This is a genomic window from Pseudoalteromonas sp. 2CM36K, assembly GCF_023161865.1.
Taxonomy (GTDB): domain Bacteria; phylum Pseudomonadota; class Gammaproteobacteria; order Enterobacterales; family Alteromonadaceae; genus Pseudoalteromonas; species Pseudoalteromonas tetraodonis.
On sequence record NZ_JALNTK010000002.1, the window covers coordinates 54,948 to 80,276 of the forward strand.

The window sequence follows — 25,329 nt, forward strand, 5'->3', positions numbered from 1 at the left end:
GTGCTTTTGAGTAAGTTTTTCTTTATTGTTTATATGTTTTTATTTGTTTGCTCGCAGCATAGCTTTGCTTCACAAACTTATTCAGAACAATTACAACGTATCACTAACAACGAACAATTGTCGCAAAGCTTTATAGTGAAATCACTCCAAGATGACATCGGCTATGTATGGATTGCTACAACTAAAGGTTTATACCGATTCGACGGATACCAAGTCACGCCTTACGAGAGCGAATTGGGTTTAAAAAATAACTACATTAATAGTGTTTATAAAGCAATTGACGGCCAAATTCTGGTTAATACTCAACTTGCAGGAAGTTATTTGATTAACCCTAATACCTTGCAAGCAGAGCTAATATATTCAGGGCACTTAAACCAAAATCAAGAAAAGTTCTCTCCTGTTCAGGCTGTTGCTGAACAACCGGCGCATTTTTATTTTTCTATTGATTCGCACATCTACCGATATGGTAAAACATCAAAAGATCTAACACTCATCTCATCTTTGCCTAATGAAAATATGTTTATTAGAGCATTATCATTATACCAAAACACATTGTATATTGGTGCCGATCAAGGGCTATATGTTTATAACTTTGCCAATAACGACCTACAACAAATAACACTTAACGACATTCAAGAAGTTACAAACGATAGCAACAATGTTAAATTTTTATCCATAGATGATGAGCTCGGTTTGCTAATTGGTACGGTTGAAGGAATGTATCGGATTGCTTTTGATGAAATTAAAAATATAACCCCTTCAGCATTAACAACTTTGATAAGTGACTATAATATTTGGGATTATATAAACACACCGTATGGTGAGTTTATTGCCACAGAAAGTGGGTTATTTGAATTCGATAGAAAAAACACAAGCATTAGCCCTATTTTAAACTTCAAAGATAGTAACTACAACGTAACAGAGAACACGATAAACGATATTATGTTTGATGAGTCGGGCTTACTTTGGTTAGGCTCTAGAACACATGGAATATTTACTTGGGCAGCACAAACAAAAAAGTTTAAAAAAATAACCTTACCTGAAAATAATATTGTAAACACTATTTACCAAGATAATAGTAAATTACTGTGGATAGGCACTGACGATGGGCTTGTTCAGTATAACTTAGAAACCCAAAAGAGTGACTTATATCTACAATCTAAAGATAGCAAAGCGGTTTATGGCCTATCGGCTATAGGTGATATTTTCCCTGCATATGGCAAAGGCGATAACTACCTATGGCTAGCAACTTCTTCCGGGCTCGATCTCTTTAATAAAGAAACAACAACATTTGAAAAAAATAAATACATTACTCAGTACAAGTTAAATACCAACTATACGTTCGGCATTGCACAAGTTGCACCCGATACTTTTGCTTATATAAACAATGATAACTTTTATATATTTAATGGTAACACAGGCGAAAACCGAGTTATTAATGGACTAAAAGATCAGGTATCGCCCATGCTTGCATATACGTTTCATACCCCCTCTGAGGCTTTCCCTGGCGAATTACTGTTAAGTACCTCTGACACGCTTTATCGATACAACGAAGAAACAGCGACTTTAATTACTATTTTTAAATCTAAAACAGCAAAAAACAATCTTTACCATACAGTAGAGAATTATTATTACGATGCTCAGCGAGAGCTGCTGTGGTTAGCCACCACCCAAGAAGGCTTAATTGCAGTAAACGCTAAAACATATCAGCAAGTGCATGTATTTGATAAACACAACTCATTAAATACTAACTCTATTTTTAAACTTATTGCAGATAATAAAGACTTTTTATGGATAAGTACTGATAACGGTCTTTATCAACTTAATTTAGATACGCTTAACATCACCACGTACACAATAAAAGATGGCTTAAGTAACAATCAATTTACAGCACTAGCAGCATTAAGGTTACACAACAACGAGTTAGCGTTTGGTAACCGTAGCGGCGTGCTAATGTTTGACCCAGAACAGTTTGATAATGAACAGCGAAAAATCAATAATAACTTAGCAATTACTAATATTAGTTTGTTTTCACAAGCCCTTAATTACTCCCCTTCAAAATACAGCACTGATCCATTAATGCTTAAGCACGACGATATGGGCTTAACGGTTCGGTTTTCAAATTTTGACTATAAAAATATTAATAAAACCTACTACAAAGTTGAGCTTACAGGCCCTTCATCTTTGAGCTACAACGATTTAAAATCTAACCAGGTGTTTTTTACTAAATTACAACCTGGTGATTATATTTTGTCTGTGTCTACTCAACAGCGAAATGGAGTGATCACAAGTGACCCCATTCAGTTAAAATTTAGTGTAGCTTACGCCCCTTGGCAGTCTCCTATTGCATATACTTTATATTTTATTGCTATTGTTGTTATTTTGTTTTTATTTTTCTGGCAATACCGAAGCCGTAAAATTGCAATTGAACAAGCTCACCGCGCCGCTGTGCACTCTAAAACACAAACTGAGCTGGCACTAAAAAGTAATAAAAGCGGTGTATGGAACTATAGCTTTGCAGATAACTCCGTAAATACAGATAGATGCGCAGAGCTTGGCTACGAGAACTTACCTGAACGCATCGATATAAGTAGTTTTTTTAATATTATGCATCCTGATGAGCGTCGCAGGCTACAAAGTAAATGGAATACTTTTACAAACCAAACAAAGCAAAAACACTGGCAAGCTACTTATCGTTTACGGCACAAGGATGGGCACTGGTTATGGTTTCATGATTTGGGACAAACTATTCATAATGAAGACACTAAAGAGCCTCTTTATGTGTCGGGTATTTTTACTAATATTACCGAGCAGCTGGCAAACGAACAACAAGCCAAAATATTAGGCGAAGCATTTAGTCAAATAAATGACTTTTTACTAATTTTAGATGAAGACCTCGTGCCATTTTCAGCCAATAACAGCTTTATGGATGTGTTTTCTGATGAAGGCAGAGAGGGGATTATTACCTCAAAATTATTTATTAATGCCATTGGTCAAGCTAAGTGTAGAGAGTTTGCAACAATTTTAAAAGCACTTAAACCAAAAGAAAACTGGCAAACAAATGCTTATGTAAAGACCACAAAAGCCGAAAAACACCCTATTCATTTAAGTGCTACAGCCGTTGCTAATGAAAAAGATAAAGTCAGTTATTATGTTATTGTTATTACCGATTTAACAGAGCAGAAACGCGCTGAAAATGAGTTACGCTACCTTGCTAATTACGATGCGTTAACGGGCTTACCTAATCGTAGTTTAATGAATCAAAAAATCGAAAATGCCATTACAAGCGCCGCTAAAGACGATTCGCAATGCGCTGTTATATTTATAGATTTAGATAAATTTAAACCCGTCAATGACTCTTTTGGCCATGCAGTGGGTGACAAACTATTGTGCAATATTACCGAGCGAGTGAGCCAATACTTAGGTGATGACGCTACACTTGGCCGCCAAAGTGGTGATGAATTTTTAGTGTTAGTTGAAAACGTTACCTCAATGGCCTCTTTACAACACACCCTCAACGAAATGAGCAAAGAGCTGGCTAACAAGGTTATTATTGAAGACTTCGCTATTAATATATCAGCCAGTATTGGTATTGCATTGTACCCATACGATGCAACATCGACCGATGCCCTCATACGTAACGCAGATATTGCCATGATGCATGCTAAACAAGCAGGCAGAAATGGATTTCAATTTTTTAATGAAAAAATGAATGAGCAAATTAAACAAAAGCTTATTCTTGAAAACGACTTAAAAGATGCTGCTAGGGATAATCTGTTTTTTAATCACTATCAACCTATTGTTAATACACTAGATAAAACAATAAGTGGGGTTGAATTACTCATGCGCTGGGAAAACCAAGGCAAACCGGTTTCTCCCGCTTTATTTATACCTATTGCTGAAGAGACTGGCATAATTGATATGTTAACTGAGCAAGCATTACAGCGTGCAATTACTGAGCTTGCTCCACTTTTGAACATTAACCCGTTGTTTTACATATCGTTAAATTTGTCTCCAAAACATATTTTAAAGGCCAACATAACGCAGCAGCTCAGCTCCATACTAGAAAAAGCACAGATAAAACCACAACAACTTCGTTTAGAAATTACAGAAAACACGCTATTAGAAGATAAATACAAAGCGGCTAAGCAACTAAAAAGCTTACAGGCTGCTGGGTTCAAACTGTTTCTTGATGATTTTGGCACTGGCTATTCATCGTTAACTTATTTGAGTCAATTTCCAATTAATGTGATAAAAATAGATCAAAGCTTTGTTAATAGTATTGGTATTGATAAAGGGGATGAATCTATTATTAAAACGATTTACTCACTCGCTGAAAACTTAGAGTTATATTGTATTGCAGAAGGGGTAGAGACGCGGGAGCAGCTAGAGTTTTTAAAAAATATAGGTTGTCATAAGCTACAGGGATACTACTTCGCTCGTCCTATGAGTGCTAACAATTTAATGAGCCCGGAGTGCTTCGAAAAAATTATTGATTTGATATGAAACTAAAAGCGACTTAGTTAAGTCGCTTTTAGGTTTAACGCATTAGTGTATGTGCTTGCATTCGTAGCTTTCTATTTGTAATACGCTGTTGCGCACATTAAATTTATCTGCAAGCAGTTTAATTACCTTTAAGCGGCACTCTTCATCATGCTTTTCTATAGTGCAATGTTGCTTTAACACCACATGAGCCCCCACTATCACCTTTTTATTTTTACGAACAACAGTCACATTGTGCACATTTTCAACATGTTCCATGGTGGCTATTTCTGTTTCAATATCGGCCACTTTAGGTAACTTAGCTTTATTTGAACGCAGCCCTTTGATACAGCTAACAATGACCTTAATACCGGTAAACAAGACAAAAGACGCAATTAACATGCTCGATAAAATATCAATTACATTCCAGCCTGTTAAGTATATAAGTACACCAGCAGCAAAAGTAGAAACCGTTGATATTAAATCAAAAAACGAGTGTAAAAACACGGCATACACATTAATGCTCGCCTTACGGCCTTTATAAAGCACCCATGCCGCTGCGCCATGAAATAAAAAACCAATAGCAGCAATTACCGACATTAAGTAACTATTAATAACCAGCTCATGTCCCCCTTTATGATGCATAAAGCGCTCAGTGCCCTCATATAAAATAAGTGAACTAATGGCTAGGTATAAAACGCCGTTGATCAACCCCCCTATTAGCTCTGCTTTTTGATGGCCATCGTTATAGGTTTTAGCTAAATGAATAGCAAAGCTAGACGCAATGAGAGCAATGAACAAAGAGCTATTATGAACAAACAAATGCCCTGCATCAGCAAGTACTGCAAGTGAGTTTGCGTAATACGCACCCACTAATTGAATCACCATAAATGAGCAGGTAATTGCAAGTGCAATTAACAAACGGCGACGAGAAGCGTGATGTGTGGTTATTTCTGTCATGAAATATAATAGACCTTCACTAAAAATAAAGTAAGCTTATGAAATAAAGCAAATTGGGAAATACGTAATGATATACAGTCACAATTGTAATACGTAGGCCAAATAAACGCACTAAAAACTTAGTAAAATACAAAAAACTGTACTAAAAGTAACTAAGCGGATACAAAAATAATAATTAATTCATAAATATGGGTAGTTTTCATATTTTAATGCGGAGAAACCAGTGAGCCATGACTCAAACAATACAATTTGGCAGATTTTTAATCTAATTAATTTAGCGGTGATTGTTTATAACAATAAAACACATAATTACATCTTAAACCAACATGCCAAAACGTTACTTAACATAAATAGTGACGACGCGCTTAGCAGCGATGTTTTTAACAATATTACGCTTCGCGACTTTAATGATGATACGGTGATAACCATTGAGCAATTATTTTCATCAAATATCACAGCTGTTTTATTAGAGTGTGAATTTTCGCCGCAGCTTTTAAATGTTAACCACTCAATAGTTAATGACTCTATGTCTATGATCACTTTAGAGCAAGATCGTACACTTACAGAACAATATAACTTTGATCAAATTATCTCTAAAATTTCTACCAAACTCATTGATATACAAAATGACAATATAGACCAGCAAATTAACTTTGCCCTTAAAGCCATTGGCACTGTTTTGAAAGCAGACCGCAGTTATTTATTTGAATTCAATACCGACAACGAAACTATCACCAATACTCACGAATGGGTCAATACGGGCATTATCGCTTGCAAAGACAGACTACAAAATGTACCCAAAGTTGAGCTACCCTACTTTTTTGAAATAATGAATGAGAGCCATCTATTTCAAGTCAATGATATTGAACAACTACCAACAAAAGCCGACGCTGAAAAAGCTGAATTTAAAGAGCAAAATATTCAATCTGTTTTGTGCATAGGCCTACGTTTTGATGAAGAGCTAGTAGGGTTTATTGGTTGTGATTGTGTTAAAACAAAACGTCATTGGAGCAAAATAGATTTAATTAGAATAAAGCTCGTAGGCGAAATCATTAATAATGCACTTAAAAATATTAACTATAAAAAAAAGCTACAGTTAACCCAACAGCAATTAATTAACGCCAATATAAAGCTCAATAAATTAGCGAATACCGATGCGCTAACTAATATTGCTAATCGTCGTTTTTTTGATACTTCCCTAAAGAGCGAAATTAAACGCTCTGCAAGACAACACCAACCAATTAGTTTAATTATGTGTGATATCGACTTTTTTAAGCGCTATAACGACAATTATGGCCACCACAAAGGCGATGAAACGTTAAAACACGTTGCTCGTGCTTTAAAAAGTTTATGTAAGCGTGAGGGTGACATAGCAGCTCGCTATGGCGGTGAAGAATTCGCAATCATTTTACCTGCTACGAATATAGAGCAATGCCATAAATTTGCTTTGTTAATTGAGCAAAAAATAAAAACACTTAATATTACGCATGAGTTCTCTCCTATTGCCCCTTACATAACACTTAGCTTTGGTTGCTTTTGTAGTTATCCAAATGCAGATACACACACAGAAAGCTTAATAAAAAGCGCTGACATCGCTTTATATAAAGCAAAGAAAGCTGGCAGAAATCAAATATGTATTTTTGAATAATCTATCTATAAAACCTACCTGCTGTTTTTATAGTACAAATTAAAAACTAATGATAATCTGTAGCTTGTTGAAATTATAAGCATCGTGCAGTTTTTGAACTGAACGTAATTAACAAGGAAAAACCCTATGGATCCCATCGCAGAAATTATAAATATTGTTTTTACTGTTGAAGCGTTTTTACTGATTTTTGTTTTAGTGCTGCTAAAGAGTAGCGTTAAATTTGTACCACAAAACCGTGCATGGCTGATTGAGCGTTTTGGTAAATACCAATCAACCAAAGAAGCGGGCTTAAATTTTATTGTTCCCTTTATTGATCGCATTGCTGCCGACCGTAGCTTAAAAGAGCAAGCCCAAGATGTCCCCTCACAGTCAGCTATTACCAAAGACAATATTTCGTTATCTGTTGATGGTGTACTGTACTTTCGTGTGCTTGACCCATACAAAGCCACTTATGGGGTTGACGATTACGTATTTGCAGTAACGCAGCTAGCACAAACCACCATGCGTTCTGAACTGGGTAAAATGGAGCTTGATAAAACCTTTGAAGAACGTGATGTCCTCAATACTAATATCGTAACCTCTATCAACCAAGCAGCTGAGCCCTGGGGTATCCAGGTTTTACGTTACGAAATAAAAGACATTGTACCACCACAATCCGTGATGGAAGCGATGGAAGCGCAAATGAAAGCCGAACGTGTTAAACGTGCGCAAATTTTAGAATCAGAGGGTGATCGTCAAGCAAACATCAATGTTGCCGAGGGTAAAAAACAGGCTCAAGTTTTAGGTGCTGAAGGTGAAAAAGCTGAACAAATCTTGCGCGCAGAGGGTGAAGCTAAAGCTATTATTGCTGTTGCAGAAGCGCAAGCTGATGCGCTGCGTAAAGTAGGTGAAGCTGCAGATACTGAGCAAGGCCAAAAAGCGATTCAACTCGATTTAGCAACCAAAGCCATTGCCGCTAAAGAAGCTATTGCGAAAGAATCGTCTGTTGTTTTATTACCCGATAGCGCCACTGATGCAAGCTCATTAGTTGCACAAGGCATGTCAATTATTAACTCAATAAATCAAAAGCAAAAACTTTAATCTGTTGAGGATAAATAATGACGCTTATTACTAACAACTTACCTGAAGCACTGATGATTTTAGGTGTGCTTGCGCTCATTATCGAAGTGGCTGTGTTAGGTATGTCTACCTTTATATTATTATTTTTAGGTATGTCTTTGTTTACTAGCGGTTTAATGATGAACTTTAACTTGTTAGATGACTCTTTAACTACCGCATTGTGGAGTAACACACTTATTACAGCTGGGTTTGCGCTATTTTTATGGAAACCATTAAAGCGTATGCAAAACAATGTGGACAAAAAAGGTGTACAAAGCGACTTTGCTGAGCTTGATTTTGTTTTAGCTGACGATGTTGATGAAAACGGTCTCACAATGCATCTTTACTCTGGAATTAGTTGGAAGTTAAAAAGTAAACAGCCACTTTCTGCAGGTACACATGTTAAGGTCGTAAAAAAAGAAGTAGGCACTATGTGGGTTGAAGCCATTTAGCCAACTAGAATCACATTAGATTTTAAGGGCTGTAATATCACTATTACTGCCCTTAAAATTTTTTATTTGTTAGCTTAAGTCATCAGCATTTGGGGTAACCACGCCATATAAGTCATTAATGGTTGCTAAAGCACTTTTATGTAGATCAGATGCCAACACATCACTTACTGAAGTTTGTAATGGTCTTGAAGCGCACGCGTCAGCGACTACCGTTTCGTGGTTACCTCTTAAAAATGCACCTTGCGCTGTAAATGTCACACACATGTGGGTCATAAACCCAACAATGATCAATTTATTATTACCGATTACTCCTGCAGGCCAGAATTTATCAATCTCGCACGTTTTATCAAAGGCGACCATCTATTTGATTTAGGTTGGCTGTGGCAAGAAACAGTTCGTGAAATCCCCTTGAATACCGACGAATTCTCGCAATCTCTTTACGATTTTATATTGTTGCCACGGGAATAGATTCAGGTAAAGCTCACTATTTGCAAGCAACGGGCAATGAAATGGTTGAGCAATTAAAAGCCTTTTGCGCCATCCCAATCGCTTATCGGGATTACCCAACAATAAACGGGATCGCCATGACCGATGGTGGCGTTGCCGATTCTATTCCGGTAAAAAAAGCCTATGAAATGGGTGCATCAGAAATAACGGTTATCCTTTCCTAACCTTTAGGCTACCGTAAAAAAGACAACAAAGCACCGTGGTTAACTAAACAACTCTATAAACAGAACCCAGCGCTTGCAGAGGCCGCCATACAGCGTTCTAAAAATTATAATGACAGTATTGATTTTTTGCACCATGCTCCGTCAGATTGCAAAATAAATATTATTGCACCACCAACAGGGTTTAAAGTCGGCCGCACCACCAAAAATCGAGCTATACTCAATTCAGGCTATCAAATGGGCATAAGTGAAGCTATAAGTTACTTGGATAACCCTAGATTTGGTAGCATTGGTTATGAGCGATAAAACCATTACAAACAGATTGCTCGAAGTCAAAATTGCATTTACATCTAATTCAAGCTATTAATTTTTAAACCCGCGAGTTAATGTAATAAGGAGTTATGTGATAATGGCTTATTGTCAAAAAATAGATTATGTTTAGGCGTAGTGTTTGCTCGTGTTCTTGTGTACATACTAAATAAAATAAGGTTTTTTGTGAATTTTCTTCGATGCTTTCATAATATAATCTCTGATCAACAGCTTAGCTTTGAGCAAAAAATTGCAGACTTACTTGCTTTTGGGCTCGATGTTTTTCAGCTCGATTTGGCTATTATCGGCCGCGTAAAAAATAATTCTTACACTGTTTTACATGCTATTACCCCTGACAACTCTCTTGCTATTGGTACTGAGTTTGAGTTAAACAGCACCTATTGTACACATACTTTGTTGGCCAACTCTGCACTGGCATTTCATAATGCGTCGCAAAGTAGTATTGCAAATCATCCTTGCTATATTAATTTCCAATTGGAGGCGTATATTGGAGCGCCTATACGAATAGGTACAGATGTATTTGGAACTGTTAACTTTTCATCAGCTCAAGAATGCGCCCCTTTTAGCGATGAAGCTTATGATTATATTGAATTATTGGCTCAGTGGTTGGGCTCAGAATTTGCGCGCAATCAGGATAAAGTTAATCTCACTAAAAATAGTGACACCTTATTGAAACTTGAAAGCGTTGCAAATATAGGCACATGGGAAGTCGACCTAATAGACAATAGCATTTTTTGGAGCCAGCAAACTCGACGTATTCATCAAGCCGAAGAAGGCTATACTCCAAACATGGAAACAGCCATTGAATTTTATAAAGCGGGTAAAAGTCGAGATAGCATTAATAAAGCGGTAGAAAATGCGGTATCTAAGGGTGAAAAATGGCATTTAGAGCTGGAAATAGTTACCGCAAAGCAGCAAAACATTTGGGTGTCGACTTTTGGTGAGGCCGAGTTTAACAACGGCAAATGTGTGCGATTATTTGGTACTTTTCAAGATATAACTGAAGCCGTTAAGTTACGCGAAGAGTTAAAACAAAAAAAAGCACTTGCAGAACAACTTCTCCAAGACCGAAGTATGCTGTTTGCCAAAATTAGTCATGAGCTTAGAACCCCGCTTAATGGTATTACGGGAATGTTAGCGACTCTCATTGATGAACACGATTATGACAAGCGAGCAGAAAAAATAAAAGTAGCCCTTCGAAGTGCTGACATTTTATTAAGCATTATTAATGAAGTACTCGATTTTTCAAAAATAAATCATGGTGAGTTAAAACTGGAGCCTCACCACTCTCTACTTAAAACGGTATTTACCGATTTGGTTTCTTTATATTCGGTATTGTTTAGTAATAAAAACATTGAACTACTAGCCACAAACAACATTCCTAATGATGTTTGGGTATACTGCGACACCTCTCGATTAAGCCAAATTGTATCTAATTTACTGAGTAACGCGCTAAAATTTACAGAGCATGGATCTGTTTCTCTTGAATCGCAGTTAACATTAGATACAAAGTCCCCTTTACTTACCATTAAAATAACCGACACAGGTCGCGGCATGAGTAAAGCGTATTTAAACTCATTATTTAAGCCTTTTACCCAAGAGGTTGATGCTAACAACAATAAAGATGGCACTGGGTTAGGCTTAGCCATTGTTAAAGAGCTCGTTGGTTTTATGAATGGCAAAATTGAGGTAACCAGTGAGATTAACGTGGGCACATGTTTTACCTTAAGTATCCCGATTGAACTTGGTAAACAACAAAAACAAACACCTAGCCTTAAATCTATTAATAATCACAGTAATAAGTTATCTGTTCTGGTAGTTGATGATAACGAAATAAATCGCCTGGTATTAGAAGCGGCACTGGATAAGTTTAATATAAAATCAGACTTTGCTATAGACGGCCAAGATGCCTTGTTAAAATGCAAGCAAAAGCATTTTGACCTTATTTTTATGGACTGCATCATGCCTATCATGGATGGTTTCGAGGCCACTAGGCAACTAAAAGCACAAGGTATTTGTGACCCGCAACAAACCTATATTGTGGCGTTAACTGCTAATGCTTCCTCACAGGATAAACTAAACTGCCAGCAAGCGGGCATGGACATGTTTATAGCCAAACCGTTTAAGCTTCCAGCGATAGAAGAAGCAATTACAAATACACTAAAAAGACTGGGCGTAGCCACACCATAACAACAAATGTCGCTCAGATTAACTTGCACAAAAAACAAAGGATCATTATGACAAATAAAATCATTGGTATTGCACTTATTGTTATTGGCGTAGCGCTTGGTATGTGGGGTTATGATGTTTACGATTCTGCATCTTCACAAGTTACCCGCGCATTAAATGGCGAACCCCCTATAGAAGCATGGCTAGGCTTTATTGGCGGGGCAGTGTGTATTTTAGTGGGTATTACCCGACTTAAATAGCGCTCAAAAAAGCCGCCTTTGGAGAGGGCGGCTTGGGTGAACAAACAGCTATGGGTGAGAGCTGTTATATCAAGAGACTTTAAGCTAAAACACTATTAAGCAGCGCTTTGCTCTGCATCGGGCGTTTGACGAATTAAATAGTCAAACGCACCCAGGCTTGCTGTTGCGCCCGCCCCCATCGCAATAATAATTTGCTTAAATGGCGTAGTGGTTGCATCACCTGCAGCATAAACGCCTTGTAACGATGTTGCACCTTTGGCATCAATGAGTATTTCACCAAATTGGCTCAGTTCAAGGTCGCTGTCTTTCAACCATTCGGTATTGGGTATTAAACCAATTTGTACAAATATACCGGCTAAGTTCAACTGCCTACTCTCGCCGCTAAGGCGGTCGGTATAACTTAACCCCGTTACTTTTTTGCCATCACCAAGTACTTCCGTGGTTTGGGCATTTTTAATAATAGTGATGTTTTTTAAGCTATTAGCTTTACGAATGAGTACCTCATCGGCGCGTAACGTATCTGCAAATTCAAGTACAGTAACGTGTTCAACTATATTGGCTAAATCAATTGCCGCCTCAATACCTGAATTACCACCTCCAATAACTGCAACCGATTTACCTTTAAATAAAGGCCCATCACAGTGCGGGCAGTAAGCAACGCCATGGCCTTTATACTGTTGCTCACCGGGTACATTCATTTCGCGCCAGCGTGCACCGGTTGCTAGTACGAGTGATTTTGCCTTTAACACAGCGCCATTTTCTAGCGTAATATCATACCCATTACTGCCTTTTTGCAGGTTTGCCGCGCGTTGGTTGTGCATAACATCAACATCGTATTCTTTAACGTGTTCTTCCAACTGAGCCACCATTTTTGGCCCTTGCGTTGCTTTAATTGAAATAAAATTTTCAATCGCTAATGTATCAGCAACTTGACCGCCAAATCGCTCTGCTACAACCCCAGTATTGAGCCCTTTACGTGCTGAATAAATAGCTGCCGAAGCACCAGCTGGCCCACCACCGACGACAAGTACATCAAACACCGACTTTTCATTGAGTGATGCTGCTTGGCGCTGTGCACCTTTGCTATCCACTTTATTTAAAATATCAGTGAGGCTCATAGCCCCTTGGCTAAAGGGTTCACCATTTAAATATACAGCGGGTACCGCCAGTATGTTTCTTTGCTCTACTTCATCTTGAAATAATGCCCCATCAATCATGGTGGCTTTAATATTGCTATTTGTTGCTGCCATAGTATTGAGTGCCTGCACAACTTGCGGACAGGTTTGGCAACTCAAGCTAATGTACACTTCAAAATTGAGTGTTTGCTCAAGTGTTTGTATTTGTTCAATGTCATCTTTACTTGCTTTACTAGGGTGACCACCCGTATGTAATAGCGCTAACACTAAACTAGTAAATTCGTGTCCCATAGGAACACCTGCAAAGGTAATATGGGTGTTTTTTTCTGGTGAATGCACCACCATAGAAGGCCTACGGGCGTTAGTATCGGGATTATTTATCACACTAAACTTATCGCTTAGTGACGCTAAATCATTCGCTAAACTTTCTACTTCTGTTGATTTTTTGCTGTCGTCCAAGGCGATAAGCAGCTCAACAGGCTGAGTCAGCGATTCAAAATGGCTTTTTAATTGGTTCTTTATGTTGTTGTCTAACATGGCTTAGCCCCTTAAGGAAAATTAAAACAGCAAGGTTCCCATGCCATCAGTGCATGTGCGAAATTTTAGAAACGTGTGATGGCGTGGGAGAGTGCCCAGTGAACCTATACAGGCTCACTGGGTTTAGAGTCATGTTCTACTCTAAATTTAGTTAGTGGTAAGGTTTAAATCTTACCAACTAGGTCTAGTGAAGGTGCTAATGTGTCTTCACCTGGCTGCCAAGATGCAGGACAAACTTCGCCATCATGTGTTGCAATGTATTGCGCTGCTTGTACTTTACGAACTAACTCTTTAGCACTGCGACCAATGCCTAAGTCATGTGTTTCAACAACTTTGATTTCGCCCTCTGGGTTCATTACAAATGTACCGCGAAGTGCTAAACCGTCATCTTCAATCATGACACCAAAGTTGCGTGTAATGCGCCCTGTTGGGTCACCAATCATTGGGTAAGTAATTTTACCGATGGTGTCTGACGTGTCATGCCATGCTTTGTGCGTAAAGTGTGTATCAGTTGATACTGAATAAACTTCAACGCCCATTTCTTGTAACTGTGCGTAATGATCTGCAAGGTCACCTAATTCAGTTGGGCATACAAATGTGAAATCTGCAGGGTAAAAGAAAAAGATAGACCACTTACCTAATACGTCTTTTTCAGTGAGTTCTACAAAGTCACCATTGTGGTAAGCTGTTGCATTGAAAGGTTGTAATTTTGTGTTAATCAATGAAGTGCTCATAGTATTCCTCATTTATGTTTAGTGTATTTAAAAAGTTAACGCCTTGTGCGTTGGCTTGATTAATACAATAAGGCCATTGAGAAATTAAATAAAATTGATTGTTTAGATTAAAACAATCGATTTTTAAGATTAAAAACCCAAGGAGTGATCTACTGCTTACTTTTAAGCGTTAAAGCAGTTACAACTCAACTACCACTCATAGTCAGTTGCGCTATATAGATTTTAATAAGATTACACTGCACATCCTTGCTACAATAACGTGGTTTACATTACACAACCTTTAAAGGCATTTCGTTTATGGAAAAATTCGTCAATCACATTCAACTTGGCTATTTGGGCTTATTGCCATTTTTAGGCTGTGTGGGCTGGCCACTCATGGTTGGCAGTAACAGTGTAAATTTAGAGTTTTTTAGTTTTTACAGCATTGCTATTTTAGCGTTTATGGCGGGTAATTTATGGCATGCAGGCCAACAAAGCTTTGCCGATGCGATTAAAGCAGTGCTACCGGTCATTCCTATTCCGTTTTTATCATTCTTACCGATTGAGTGGATGCTTGCGTGGTTAGGCGCGAGTTTTTGGTTAGTACTGATTTTTGAAAAGGCCACAATACAGTGGCAGGGTTATCATAAAGATTATCAAAAAATGCGTTTTGTGCTCACATCAGTGGTATTTGTGTGTCATATCTTAATTATTGGTATGAGTATTTACCCTAAATAACACGCCATGGCTTAACCATTGGTCTGTAATAGGGTAACATCCGCGCACTGTATTGAGAGGACACACCATGATAGACCAACTACGCCAACAGCTTACTGACCTTGGTGAGAATTTTGTAGAAAAAAACGCGGCTTTTAAAATTAAAGTGATCCCGTTTTTTTGCGCTATTAGCATAAAAAAAGATCATAAAAGTGAGGGGCGTCTTTCTTTTTATTCAAATCAGCTCATTGAAATATTTATGGTGGTGTTGTTTGTTTTATTTGGCTTAGCCATTTACGACCCTCAAGCCGGTTTTACTCATGGCCCTATTCATATTGTGTTTGCTATTTTGATTACCTTTAATTTAATTCTTAAACAAGTTGCCATTGAAGGGTTAAAAACGCGTTTAGCTATGTATAGGTTACATCAACAGCTGATTAGTACACCGCATCCTGACACATCGCCTGTTACTAATAAAAACATATAATTTAATATGTACTTAAACCCAAATTGGAACATACTCACGGTAGGTGATGGCGACTTATCGTTTTCAAACGCGCTTTACAACCACATTAAACCGCAAAAGTTAGTTGCCTCAACCTATGATGCAGCTGCAATTCTTACAGAAAAATACCCCGATAACGCGCTTGCTTCACTTAAAGCACATAAAGTTAATGTGCTTAATGAATTTGATGTCACCAACACACAATGTTGGCAACAACTAGCCGAGCACCTAAACAGCTTTGATGTGGTGATTTTTCAATTTCCACTTATTCCTGCGTTTATTGGTCGCGACGCATTTGAGAAAAATACACGTAATAACAGCATGAACGTGCTTAACCGTGCGTTACTGCATCAATTTATAAAATATGCCAATGAGTTTGCCTTGAACCCTCAAGGCCCTGGGTTATGTTATATAACCTCAAAAGATGTTAAACCGTATCGTGAGTGGAATATTGAGGGGAGTTTAAATACCCATTTAAACGCGGCATACCAAGGACAAATGCCATTCGATATCAGTCGCTTTGATGGCTATAAAATTCGCAATGTCGACCGTGACAAACACGTCAAAGACACCAGCGGTATTACCTATGTATTTAGTGAAAATACACCACCCGAATTAAGTGATATGTTAACAACCCCGAATTATCTAACTGATGATTATTGCCCGCTTTGTCGTGTGGGGCCGTTTTTAGCGGATGAGGATAAAAACAAACATTTTTCCGCTAAAAAACACCAGCAAATGCTCAAACTAGAACAAGACTGGCAGCAATGGTTAACCGCGTTTTATAAGTCAAATTAATCACAGATTGCGGCGAGCTTAATTAAATCAGCGGCTTTTTCTGCAATGGCTATTACCCCAGCATTGGTATTTCCGGTAATAATACTGGGCATAATAGAGGCGTCTACCACTCGTAAATTTTGCACACCGTGAACACGTAATTCGCTATCAACCACAGCCATATCGTCTTGGCCCATTTTGCAGGTTCCTACGGGGTGGTATTCTGTATCGGCTGTTTGCCTAATAAACTCAATAAGCTGCGTATCATCATTAATATCAAGCGGATATACCATATCTGCACGAATAATATCAAACGCTTTGCTTTGCATTATGCTCAATGTTTTTTTAAGCCCAAGTAGCATAACCTGTAAATCATCGGGGTGGCTTAAATAATTAGGATCAATGAGTGGCGCACTTAAAGGGTTGGCATCCGCTAAACGAATAGTGCCGCGGCTTTTAGGGTGCATTATGCTGCTATGAATACTGTATCCATGGCCATAATGCAGTTTACGGCTGTGATCGTCCACCAGCCCAATAACAAATTCAAGTTGCACATCGGGCACAATAGAATCTGTAAATAAGTTTATAAACGCATGCGATTCGGCAAAGTTACTGGTTAGCTTTCCTTCGCGTTTGGCAAACCAATCAACACATCCTTTTGCAATATTAAACGCACCACTGGCACTTATTCCAAATGTGCCTTGCGAATATTTTGCTTTGTATAATGGCACAACGGTTAAGTGATCGTGCAAATTACTGCCTACACCTTCTAATGGCGTTACAAGCTCAATGTTATGCTGCTTTAAATGATCTGCAGGCCCCACTCCCGATAACATTAAAAGGTGTGGGGAGTTAATAGCACCGGCACTTAAAATAACTTCTTTATAGGCATTTAGCACCAAGCTTTTATTATTAACTGCAACTGTTACACCAGTTGCAGATTTCCCGCAAAAATTAATTTTATGCACCTGCGCGTCAGTGAGCACGGTTAAGTTTTTACGAGCTAAATTAGGTGTTAAGTACGCTTTTGCCGCACTGCAACGCTCCCCTTTATGTTGAGTGACCTGCGATAACCGCGCACCTAGCTGTTGCTGCGCATTAATATCGTCATTAAGGGCCACGCCTTGCTCTTGGCATGCTTTTAAAAACAGCTGATTAACTGGGCTTGGTAAACTTAGCTCTTGCACATGTAAGGGGCCATTTACACCATGATATGGGCTGTTGGTAAAGGTTTTGTTGTTTTCAGCTTTGATAAAATAAGGCAGCAAACTGGTATAATCCCAGCCGGTATTTCCCATAGCGGCCCAGTTGTTGTAGTCTTTTTTATTCCCTCTTATGTACACCATGGCATTGATAGAACTTGAACCACCAAGCACTTTACCTCTGGGCATAAACCCACAGCGGTTATTAAGCTCTTTTTGTGGCACCGTATTGTAATGCCAACTATTAATGCCATAAGGCACACTAGCTGCAACTCCCACAGGCATTTGCACCATAGCACTTTGATCACGGCCGCCGGCTTCAATTAAACACACACTTACATTTTTATTTTCAGATAATCGCGAGGCAACAACACAGCCGGCACTGCCTGCGCCAATCACAATGTAATCAAATGAGGTGGTATGCATAAAAAATCTCCCATTAAAAAAACTACTTTGCATGGATTATCTACTGAAAACTTGATATTTTTAGACACCTCTCCACTAATGCAATTGTTATGAGCAGCCTAATTAAAGCCACTTCTTTGCAGGGAATTGATACATTAATTACCGAACTAGGTGGTGATACAACAAGCATTATGCGCCATTGCGCCATTGAGGTAGCGTTAAACTCCCTTGAAACACAAAGCTTAACTTATCGCCATTATGCTGAGCTTTTAGAATACTGCGCTCATAGCTTAAACTACCCAAGTTTTGGCCTTAAACTCGCTAGCAAACAAAGCTTTGATATTTTAGGGCATATCGCTATCGCTGCTAAAAGTGGAACTGATTTAGGTGAAGCGCTAACGTGGGTAATTAAATACCTACACTTACATACACCCGCACTTAATTTAACCACGCATACACTTGAAGATGACCAAAATATATTTTTATCATTCGAAATAAAACTCAAGCCATTACCTGTTATAAATCAAGTTATTGAATTAACAATTGCACTGGCGCTCGCCACCTTAAAAAAAGTGAGCCAAAATCAATGCAAACCCATTAAGGTATTTTTACCGCAAAAGCTTGATACAAATCTACGCGCTTACCATCAGCACTTTGGCTGTCACGTTATTGAACACAGAAACAGCGCCGGTATTTTAATCGCCAAAGACGATTTATTATTGCCGCTTAATGTTTCTGATCAACACAAAGTACAAGCCGCATTAAACTTTTTAGCCGCTAATAATGCGCATACTCAGTCGTTACCTTCGCAAGTAAGTGCACTTATTCGACCCATGCTGCCCCTTTTTCAATGCTCAAACCAAACGATAGCAACGGCACTTAATATGCACCCACGGACCTTGCACCGTGAACTTAAAAAACATAACACCAGTTTTGTAAAACTAAAAGATGCCACTCGCCGCGCATTATGTGAACACTATTTAATGCAAAACCAATTTTCTATTTCACATATTTCCGAGCTGTTAGGTTATCAAGAACAAGCCACATTAAGTGCCAGTGTAAAACGCTGGTTTAACTGCTCTGCCCGCGCATTTAGAGCAAAACATTGTTAAACTGCAAAGCTGCGTAAAATACATAAAAAGGCTAAACATGAATTTTGTGATTGTAGGTACCAATTTTATTAGCGACACCCTACTCGATGCGGCAAGTACTCTGAGTAATTTTAATTTATACGGTATTTGCTCTCGCCAAATAAGCAGCGGCGAGCGCTTTTTAGCTAATCATCCAACAAATACCGACGCTAAAATTTTTACCTCTATTGATGCTGTGTGCCAAGATGAACAAGTAGACGCAGTTTATATAGCTGCGCCCAATAGCCTGCACAGTGCGTATGCAATACAGTGTTTAAAAGCGGGCAAACACGTACTTGGCGAAAAACCTTCAGCAGCAAATAGTCATGAGCTTACGGCTATTTTAACAGCTGCTCAAAAACATCAACGTTTGTACATGGAAGCGATGATGACAACGCATTTACCTAACTTTGCTGTTTTAAAAAACGCATTAAAAAGAATTGGTACACCGCGTAAATTTATTGGCCAATTTAGCCAATACTCGTCACGTTACGATAAGCTCAAAAACGGTGAGCGCCCTAATACCTTTTTACCTGAATTTGCAAATGGGGCATTAGTAGACTTGGGTATTTACCCACTTTATTTACTTATAGCACTGTGGGGCGCACCAAACAGTGTGCACGCCAGTGGCGTATTGCTAGAAACCGGTGTTGATGGTGCCGGCGATGTACTTTTAAATTATGCAGATAAACAAGCGGTAATTAGTTATTCAAAAATATCGCAGGGCGAGAACATCACCGAAATACAAGGTGAGTTAGGCCGTATTCGTATTGAAGCTGTATCGCAGCTTAAAAAAGTGGAATTCATCGCTAATAATGGCCAAAAAGAAACAATAAGTGCAGATTTTGATGAGCATTTTATGAAGTATGAAGTTGCGCACTTTATTGAGATGATTGAGCAAAACACATTAGAGTCACATATTAACAACCACCAACTTTCACGCGATGTGATGACGGTACTCGATACCGCCCGCGCGCAATTGGGCGTTATATACCCTGCAGATAGTAAAGCTGAACTATAAATTTTTACTCAATGAGTCAGCCCTCATTACCTGCCACCTCAATCTTAAAAAGAGTAACGCTTTTTTATTCAGCCCAGTGATAGCCTCTCATCACTGGGAACTCCATGTAAAACGTTAATTTACATTTACCTGCGTAGGTAAAAGCAGGTAATATGCGCCGCAATTAAGTGGCAATTTTTAAGGACGACCATGCAAAAATCAACCAAAGAGCTATTACTGGCTATTTTATGCATATTGCTTGCAATGATCACTATTCAGTCTGGGGCTTCACTGGCTAAGCAGCTTTTCCCTATTGTTGGCCCTGAGGGCACAACGGCCTTACGTTTAGGTTTTTCTGCCGCTATTCTTTGTTTAATTTTTAAACCTTGGAGACACTTTCCGGTTGCAAGCCAGCGTTTACCCATCTTAATTTATGGTCTGAGCCTAGGCGGCATGAACATTCTATTTTATTACGCCATTGAACGTATTCCACTGGGTATTGGTGTTGCGCTTGAATTTACCGGGCCCCTTGCCGTTGCGTTATTTTCATCAAGACGAAAGCGTGATTTATTTTGGGTTGCCTGCGCAATAACCGGAATATTATTACTGTTACCCGATATGAAAGGCCAAGAAAGTTTAGACCCAATTGGCGTGATTTTAGCGCTTGCAGCGGGTGCGTGTTGGGCAGGTTATATTTTATTTGGTAAAAAAACCGGCAGCCAAAGCTCTGGTGGAGCAACAGTAGCGATGGGTATGACCATTTCAGCTATTGTGCTTGTACCTTATGGTGGTATATCACAAAGTGCTGCATTTACTTGGGATATTATTCCGTTAGGTATTGCCATTGCGGTACTCTCAAGTGCCTTACCTTATACTTTAGAAATGATCACGCTGCGTAATATGTCGCCGCAAGGGTTTAGCATTATGATGAGCCTTGAACCCGCTATTGCAGCACTCGCTGGCTTAGTTATTTTAGGTGAACTACTTAGCATTTGGCAGTGGCTTGCTATTTTATTAGTTATTATTGCCTCGGTTGGTAGCTCAACGTCAAACAGTAAAAAGCAGCCAACTCCTGCTTAATATTTAATTAAATATTAAGCTACTGAGACACACAAAACCCACGCTATTTGCTTGGGTTTTGCAATTAAGTTATTCACTATTTTATAGGGGATGGCTGGCCATGTGGGCTTGAACGCAAATATTGCTTTGGTGCTTGTACTTGCGCGCCCAACTCGGCAGCAGCATGCCAAGGCCAATGTGGGTTATATAAAATACCCCGCGCTAAAGCAACACCATCAGCATGTTCATCACTGATAATACTTTCAGCTTGCTGCGCCTCGGTAATTAAACCCACCGCTATCACTGGCATATTCACAACCTGTTTAATGGCGGTTGCAAACGGCACCTGAAAATTCTTAGCAACAGGTATATCTTGCTCAGGGCTTAAACCCGCAGTGCTTACATGAATAAAGTCACACCCTAACGCGTCAAGCGCTTTTGCCAGTTCAATTGATTGCGGTAAATCCCAACCACCATCAACCCAATCGGTTGCTGAAATACGTACACCCACCGCTTTATTGCTTGGAAATGCCGCTCTTACAGCTTTAAATACGTCGAGTAATAATCGCATTCTATTTTCTAGGCTACCACCGTATTGATCATCACGTTTGTTTGCCAGCGGCGATAAGAACTGGTGTAGCAAATAACCGTGTGCGCCATGTATTTCTATTAAATCAAGGCCCAACTCGTCAGCGCGCTTTGCCGCATTAACAAAGTCACTTATGAGCGAATCTATATCATCTTGGTTCATCGCTTTGGGAATGGGGCTGTTTTCATCATAGGCAATGGCTGATGGCGCAACCGTTTGCCAACCATTGAGGTGATCGGGCATAAGTGCCCCACCGCCATCCCATGGTTTATCGGTTGACGCTTTACGACCTGCATGGGCTAATTGAATACCAATAGGCATTGGGCTGTATTGTCTTACGGCCGTTAAACTTTTTGCTAATGCAGCTTGGGTTGTATCATCCCATAATCCTAAATCGGCGTAACTAATTCGCCCTTCGGGATTAACGGCCGTCGCTTCTAAAATAAGTAAACCCGCTCCACTTAAACTCAATTGACCTAAATGAATGGTATGCCAGTCACTTGCAGCGCCATTGTTGGCCGAGTACTGGCACATGGGTGCAATAATAATTCTATTCTCTAGGCTTAACTTACCAAGTGACAATGGTGAAAACAGCTTTGACATTATAAATCCTCATATAACTGACTCACACCCACAACTAAATTGTGCTGTTCGTGTTATCAATAATTAAACATGTATTATAAAGGTTATGGGGGGGAATATTCATTTTTATAGTGTTTATAAAAATATAAGTAATGACGTTTTAAACTATTCATTATCCAGTTTTTATCTATATTAGGCACAATTATTATTTTGGTTGATTTTAAAGCAACGCCTTTGTTTATTTAATATACAGCGTGAAACACTCAAACTCACTTTTATATTTTTATTCTAAAAAAGGGAATTAAAATTCATGTTTTTATTTCCATCACTAAAACCCCCTGATACTATTAGCGCTCATTTATAAACACATTTTATTGAACTAGGATCACTTTTTATGTTTAAACCAAGCCTGTTAACCTTGGCTGTATCAAGCGCACTGAGCGGTGTATTATTTAGCAGTAATGCAGTGGCTCAAGAGCAAGTTATTGAAAAGAACAAATCGCTTGAAGTTATTGAGGTTACAGCAACGCGCCGAAGTGGCTCAATTCAAGCTGCGCCTCTTAACATTACCGCGCTCGATGCTGATGTAATGAAAGATCAAAACATCAGTGAGCTGGCCGATGTAGCACGTTGGGTACCGGGCTTAACAATTACAGATCAAGGTGGCCGTGCCGGTTCACCTATTATAGTTCGTGGATTAAATACTAATTCATCAGGCCCTTCATCAGATGGTGGCACTGTTGCCACTTATATTAATGAAATTCCAGTATCGGTCGATATGCGCCTTGTTGATGTAGAGCGCGTGGAAGTGCTTATTGGGCCACAAGGTACATTATATGGAGCTGGTACATTAGGCGGCGCTATTCGCTATATGCTTAAAGAACCAGAGCTTGATTTCACCTCAGGGGAAGTATTTGGTGATGTTTTTCAAACTCAAGAAAGTGATTCGGTCGGTGGTGAAGCGGGCTTTATTTTCAATTTACCATTGATTGAAGATAAACTGGCGGTACGTACCAGTTTAAATATTTATGAAGACCCAGGGTTTATTGACTACGCCTACACCGTTCGTGAACCAGGTGTATCGATTACCGACCCTGATTGGACAAACCTTGATGCAGTCAACAGCAATCTTAAAAATGTAAAAGACGCCAACGGTGAAACAACCACAACTGGCCGTATTTCATTGCGTTACAAAGCAAATGAGTCATTTGAAGGCACATTAAACTACTTCTATCAAAAGCAAGACACCGAAGGCCGCTCAATTGTTCATCACAACAGCCTTAATGCTAACAATGGCTTAAATGATCGCATTGGCAAATACGAGTCAGCGTACCGTTATGAAGAGCCACGGATAAAAGAAGACCAATTACTAAGCCTTGAACTAAAAGCCGACTTAGGTTTTGCTGAGCTGGTCTCAGCTACCGGTATTTCTCAATTTGACGCCGATGGGCAACGCGACCAAACTGATCTTTTAATTCGCTTAGACTATGGCTACGAAGAGTTTCCTTCGTTTTCAGCCTTTACTCGTGAAATTGACGAAAAAGACACCTTTACCCAAGAACTGCGTTTAGTATCACAAAGTGATGGCGATTTAAGCTGGATTGTTGGTGGTTTTTACAACAAAACTGACACCGATGCATCAAGCAGAGAGTACACACCAGGCTTTGATCAGTTCGCGGTTGATAATTTCGAAGGCGCACAACTTAGACCAGACTCTTTAGAATATTTAGAAATTACTGGCAGCAATGTCACTGAATCAGCGCTTTTTGGTGAAGTGGGTTACCAAGTAACCGATAAACTCGACATTACCATTGGCGCGCGTTTTTACGAATACGATGTAAAAGCAAAAGCAGCATATGACTTCCCGCTTGCAAATACTTTATTTGGTGGCGCAGAACCTGATGCGATTAGCATTAATTATGAATACGATAAAGCAGGCGACAACGGTAATCTATTTAAATTTAATGCTAAGTATCAGTTTACTGATACTGTAATGGGATACGCCACTGTTAGCGAAGGCTTTAGAATTGGCGGCTCAAATGGCCTAGTGCCTTGTCCTGTGCCCTTACCTGAGGATCAACAAACAGGCTGTGGTACACCTGATGAAATGCTGTATGAAGCAGATACCACAACTAACTATGAGCTAGGCTTTAAAAGTACGTGGTTTAGAAGCCAACTACACTTTAACGCCGCCCTATTCAATGTTGATTGGGATAATGCACAAATTGCAGGGGCAACAACAGTAGGCCAATTACCGTACCTGTCAAATGCAGGTAGCGCGAATGCGAAAGGGATTGAGATTGCCACGCGTGCAATTTTATCAGACTCATTTACTGCCTATGCAACTTATGCCTATACAAAAGCAGAGCTAACCTCAGACGCACCCTATTTATTTAATGCTGACGGGAGTGATGGTGCGGTAGATGGCGACCGTTTACCAGGCTCGCCAGAGCATCAGTTTTCTATGGGGATTAACTACCAAACAGACGTGTTAAATGATAAAACCTTAGATATTAACTACGGTTTAACTGCACAAAGTGATGTAATTTCAAAAGTAGGCCTACGTGATAATGGTGAAGCACTTCCAGGTTATAGCTTAAGTAATCTTTCAGCTAAATTAACCGCCGATGCGTGGTCGACTACTTTATATGTAGATAACCTATTTAATAAATATGCGGTTACCTCTGTTCGTCGCTCAGATGCGGATATTACAACAGCGAATGGCGCAGACATACAACGTAACTATGGTTACTATGTTAATCGCCCGCTTACTGTAGGCATTAAATTTAACTATAAGTTTGAAATATAATTAAACGATACGTTGGAAATATAATTAAACGATAAGTTTAAGTACAATCAAGAGGCTCAAATTAATTTGAGCCTTTTTATTTGTAAGTACATTATTTATAA

At 39.1% G+C, this 25,329-nt stretch carries 19 protein-coding genes and 1 pseudogene; 14 read left to right on the top strand and 6 right to left on the bottom strand.

The features are described from left to right. The first annotated feature begins 6 nt into the window (after positions 1-6). Positions 7-4,506, top strand: a complete 4,500-nt coding sequence (locus MTN97_RS01375) for an EAL domain-containing protein (RefSeq protein WP_248473462.1) — start codon at positions 7-9, stop codon at positions 4,504-4,506. Between the two features lie 42 nt (positions 4,507-4,548). Here the strand turns inward: MTN97_RS01375 and MTN97_RS01380 are convergent, their stop codons facing one another. After that, positions 4,549-5,442 carry a cation diffusion facilitator family transporter gene (locus MTN97_RS01380; protein WP_036983838.1) on the bottom strand — a complete coding sequence of 298 codons (894 nt, stop codon included), beginning with the start codon at positions 5,440-5,442 and terminating at the stop codon, positions 4,549-4,551. Between the two features lie 223 nt (positions 5,443-5,665). Here MTN97_RS01380 and MTN97_RS01385 point away from each other — a divergent pair, with 223 nt between their 5' ends. From MTN97_RS01385 to MTN97_RS01395, 3 genes are all read left to right on the top strand, one after another. Beyond that, the gene (locus tag MTN97_RS01385; RefSeq protein ID WP_248473464.1) at positions 5,666-7,090 is read left to right on the top strand and encodes a diguanylate cyclase domain-containing protein; all 1,425 of its coding nucleotides are present in this window, start codon (positions 5,666-5,668) and stop codon (positions 7,088-7,090) included. A gap of 126 nt (positions 7,091-7,216) precedes the next feature. Next, a complete protein-coding gene (locus MTN97_RS01390) occupies positions 7,217-8,170 on the top strand; it encodes a slipin family protein (protein ID WP_248473466.1) in 954 nt (317 codons plus the stop codon). A 17-nt stretch (positions 8,171-8,187) separates the two neighbouring features. Then, positions 8,188-8,640 (top strand): NfeD family protein, encoded by a 453-nt coding sequence (locus MTN97_RS01395; RefSeq protein WP_036983833.1) that lies wholly within the window; start codon positions 8,188-8,190, stop codon positions 8,638-8,640. 69 nt (positions 8,641-8,709) lie between these two features. Here the strand turns inward: MTN97_RS01395 and MTN97_RS01400 are convergent, their stop codons facing one another. Continuing rightward, positions 8,710-9,000 carry an isochorismatase family protein gene (locus MTN97_RS01400; protein ID WP_248473468.1) on the bottom strand — a complete coding sequence of 97 codons (291 nt, stop codon included), beginning with the start codon at positions 8,998-9,000 and terminating at the stop codon, positions 8,710-8,712. On the opposite strand from MTN97_RS01400, the pseudogene MTN97_RS01405 reads away from it, so the two are divergent. The 3 genes and pseudogenes from MTN97_RS01405 to MTN97_RS01415 form a co-directional block, all read left to right on the top strand. Next, positions 8,935-9,614 (top strand): annotated as a pseudogene (locus MTN97_RS01405) (patatin family protein); the annotation flags it as partial. The gene MTN97_RS01400 and the pseudogene MTN97_RS01405 overlap by 66 nt on opposite strands. Positions 9,615-9,803: 189 nt before the next feature. After that, positions 9,804-11,828, top strand: a complete 2,025-nt coding sequence (locus MTN97_RS01410; protein ID WP_248473470.1) for an ATP-binding protein — start codon at positions 9,804-9,806, stop codon at positions 11,826-11,828. A gap of 47 nt (positions 11,829-11,875) precedes the next feature. After that, on the top strand, positions 11,876-12,067 hold the full coding sequence (locus tag MTN97_RS01415) for a DUF3185 family protein (protein WP_248473472.1): 192 nt from the start codon (positions 11,876-11,878) through the stop codon (positions 12,065-12,067). 95 nt (positions 12,068-12,162) lie between these two features. Here the strand turns inward: MTN97_RS01415 and ahpF are convergent, their stop codons facing one another. Further along, positions 12,163-13,740, bottom strand: a complete 1,578-nt coding sequence (gene ahpF, locus MTN97_RS01420; protein WP_076922006.1) for an alkyl hydroperoxide reductase subunit F — start codon at positions 13,738-13,740, stop codon at positions 12,163-12,165. Positions 13,741-13,904: 164 nt separating this feature from the next. Then, positions 13,905-14,474, bottom strand: coding sequence for an alkyl hydroperoxide reductase subunit C (gene ahpC / locus MTN97_RS01425; protein WP_008115650.1), 570 nt, complete (start codon positions 14,472-14,474; stop codon positions 13,905-13,907). A gap of 297 nt (positions 14,475-14,771) precedes the next feature. Between ahpC and MTN97_RS01430 the strand changes: the two genes are divergently transcribed. The 3 genes from MTN97_RS01430 to MTN97_RS01440 all read left to right on the top strand — a co-directional run bounded on the left by MTN97_RS01430 (position 14,772) and on the right by MTN97_RS01440 (position 16,473). Then, a complete protein-coding gene (locus MTN97_RS01430; protein ID WP_016899606.1) occupies positions 14,772-15,191 on the top strand; it encodes a DUF3429 domain-containing protein in 420 nt (139 codons plus the stop codon). A 67-nt stretch (positions 15,192-15,258) separates the two neighbouring features. Beyond that, positions 15,259-15,657 (top strand): hypothetical protein, encoded by a 399-nt coding sequence (locus MTN97_RS01435; protein ID WP_013463074.1) that lies wholly within the window; start codon positions 15,259-15,261, stop codon positions 15,655-15,657. A gap of 6 nt (positions 15,658-15,663) precedes the next feature. Then, complete coding sequence (locus MTN97_RS01440) at positions 15,664-16,473, top strand: class I SAM-dependent methyltransferase (RefSeq protein ID WP_248473474.1); 810 nt, start codon at positions 15,664-15,666, stop codon at positions 16,471-16,473. Here the strand turns inward: MTN97_RS01440 and MTN97_RS01445 are convergent. Continuing rightward, positions 16,470-18,080 carry a GMC family oxidoreductase gene (locus MTN97_RS01445; RefSeq protein WP_248473475.1) on the bottom strand — a complete coding sequence of 537 codons (1,611 nt, stop codon included), beginning with the start codon at positions 18,078-18,080 and terminating at the stop codon, positions 16,470-16,472. The genes MTN97_RS01440 and MTN97_RS01445 overlap by 4 nt on opposite strands. A gap of 89 nt (positions 18,081-18,169) precedes the next feature. Between MTN97_RS01445 and MTN97_RS01450 the strand changes: the two genes are divergently transcribed. The 3 genes from MTN97_RS01450 to MTN97_RS01460 all read left to right on the top strand — a co-directional run bounded on the left by MTN97_RS01450 (position 18,170) and on the right by MTN97_RS01460 (position 21,269). After that, the gene (locus MTN97_RS01450; protein WP_248473477.1) at positions 18,170-19,171 is read left to right on the top strand and encodes an AraC family transcriptional regulator ligand-binding domain-containing protein; all 1,002 of its coding nucleotides are present in this window, start codon (positions 18,170-18,172) and stop codon (positions 19,169-19,171) included. Positions 19,172-19,208: 37 nt separating this feature from the next. Then, complete coding sequence (locus MTN97_RS01455; RefSeq protein WP_248473479.1) at positions 19,209-20,210, top strand: Gfo/Idh/MocA family protein; 1,002 nt, start codon at positions 19,209-19,211, stop codon at positions 20,208-20,210. A 189-nt stretch (positions 20,211-20,399) separates the two neighbouring features. Then, positions 20,400-21,269 (top strand): EamA family transporter, encoded by an 870-nt coding sequence (locus MTN97_RS01460; RefSeq protein ID WP_036983825.1) that lies wholly within the window; start codon positions 20,400-20,402, stop codon positions 21,267-21,269. 76 nt (positions 21,270-21,345) lie between these two features. Here MTN97_RS01460 and MTN97_RS01465 read toward each other — a convergent pair whose 3' ends face one another. Next, positions 21,346-22,440: an NADH:flavin oxidoreductase/NADH oxidase gene (locus tag MTN97_RS01465; protein WP_248473481.1), complete on the bottom strand. Its 1,095-nt coding sequence runs from the start codon at positions 22,438-22,440 to the stop codon at positions 21,346-21,348. Positions 22,441-22,813: 373 nt separating this feature from the next. Between MTN97_RS01465 and MTN97_RS01470 the strand changes: the two genes are divergently transcribed. Then, positions 22,814-25,228 carry a TonB-dependent receptor gene (locus MTN97_RS01470; RefSeq protein ID WP_248473483.1) on the top strand — a complete coding sequence of 805 codons (2,415 nt, stop codon included), beginning with the start codon at positions 22,814-22,816 and terminating at the stop codon, positions 25,226-25,228. Positions 25,229-25,329 lie beyond the last annotated feature (101 nt).

Bases quoted from the DNA above. Each gene is read 5' to 3' on its own strand.
- MTN97_RS01395 (WP_036983833.1), top strand. From the start codon at position 8,188: ATGACGCTTATTACTAACAACTTACCTGAAGCACTGATGATTTTAGGT.
- MTN97_RS01415 (WP_248473472.1), top strand. From the start codon at position 11,876: ATGACAAATAAAATCATTGGTATTGCACTTATTGTTATTGGCGTAGCG.
- MTN97_RS01390 (WP_248473466.1), top strand. From the start codon at position 7,217: ATGGATCCCATCGCAGAAATTATAAATATTGTTTTTACTGTTGAAGCG.
- MTN97_RS01430 (WP_016899606.1), top strand. From the start codon at position 14,772: ATGGAAAAATTCGTCAATCACATTCAACTTGGCTATTTGGGCTTATTG.
- MTN97_RS01455 (WP_248473479.1), top strand. From the start codon at position 19,209: ATGAATTTTGTGATTGTAGGTACCAATTTTATTAGCGACACCCTACTC.
- MTN97_RS01460 (WP_036983825.1), top strand. From the start codon at position 20,400: ATGCAAAAATCAACCAAAGAGCTATTACTGGCTATTTTATGCATATTG.
- MTN97_RS01435 (WP_013463074.1), top strand. From the start codon at position 15,259: ATGATAGACCAACTACGCCAACAGCTTACTGACCTTGGTGAGAATTTT.
- MTN97_RS01465 (WP_248473481.1), bottom strand. From the start codon at position 22,440: ATGTCAAAGCTGTTTTCACCATTGTCACTTGGTAAGTTAAGCCTAGAG.
- ahpC (WP_008115650.1), bottom strand. From the start codon at position 14,474: ATGAGCACTTCATTGATTAACACAAAATTACAACCTTTCAATGCAACA.
- MTN97_RS01450 (WP_248473477.1), top strand. From the start codon at position 18,170: ATGAGCAGCCTAATTAAAGCCACTTCTTTGCAGGGAATTGATACATTA.
- MTN97_RS01445 (WP_248473475.1), bottom strand. From the start codon at position 18,080: ATGCATACCACCTCATTTGATTACATTGTGATTGGCGCAGGCAGTGCC.
- MTN97_RS01440 (WP_248473474.1), top strand. From the start codon at position 15,664: ATGTACTTAAACCCAAATTGGAACATACTCACGGTAGGTGATGGCGAC.
- MTN97_RS01380 (WP_036983838.1), bottom strand. From the start codon at position 5,442: ATGACAGAAATAACCACACATCACGCTTCTCGTCGCCGTTTGTTAATT.
- ahpF (WP_076922006.1), bottom strand. From the start codon at position 13,740: ATGTTAGACAACAACATAAAGAACCAATTAAAAAGCCATTTTGAATCG.
- MTN97_RS01470 (WP_248473483.1), top strand. From the start codon at position 22,814: ATGTTTAAACCAAGCCTGTTAACCTTGGCTGTATCAAGCGCACTGAGC.
- MTN97_RS01400 (WP_248473468.1), bottom strand. From the start codon at position 9,000: ATGGTCGCCTTTGATAAAACGTGCGAGATTGATAAATTCTGGCCTGCA.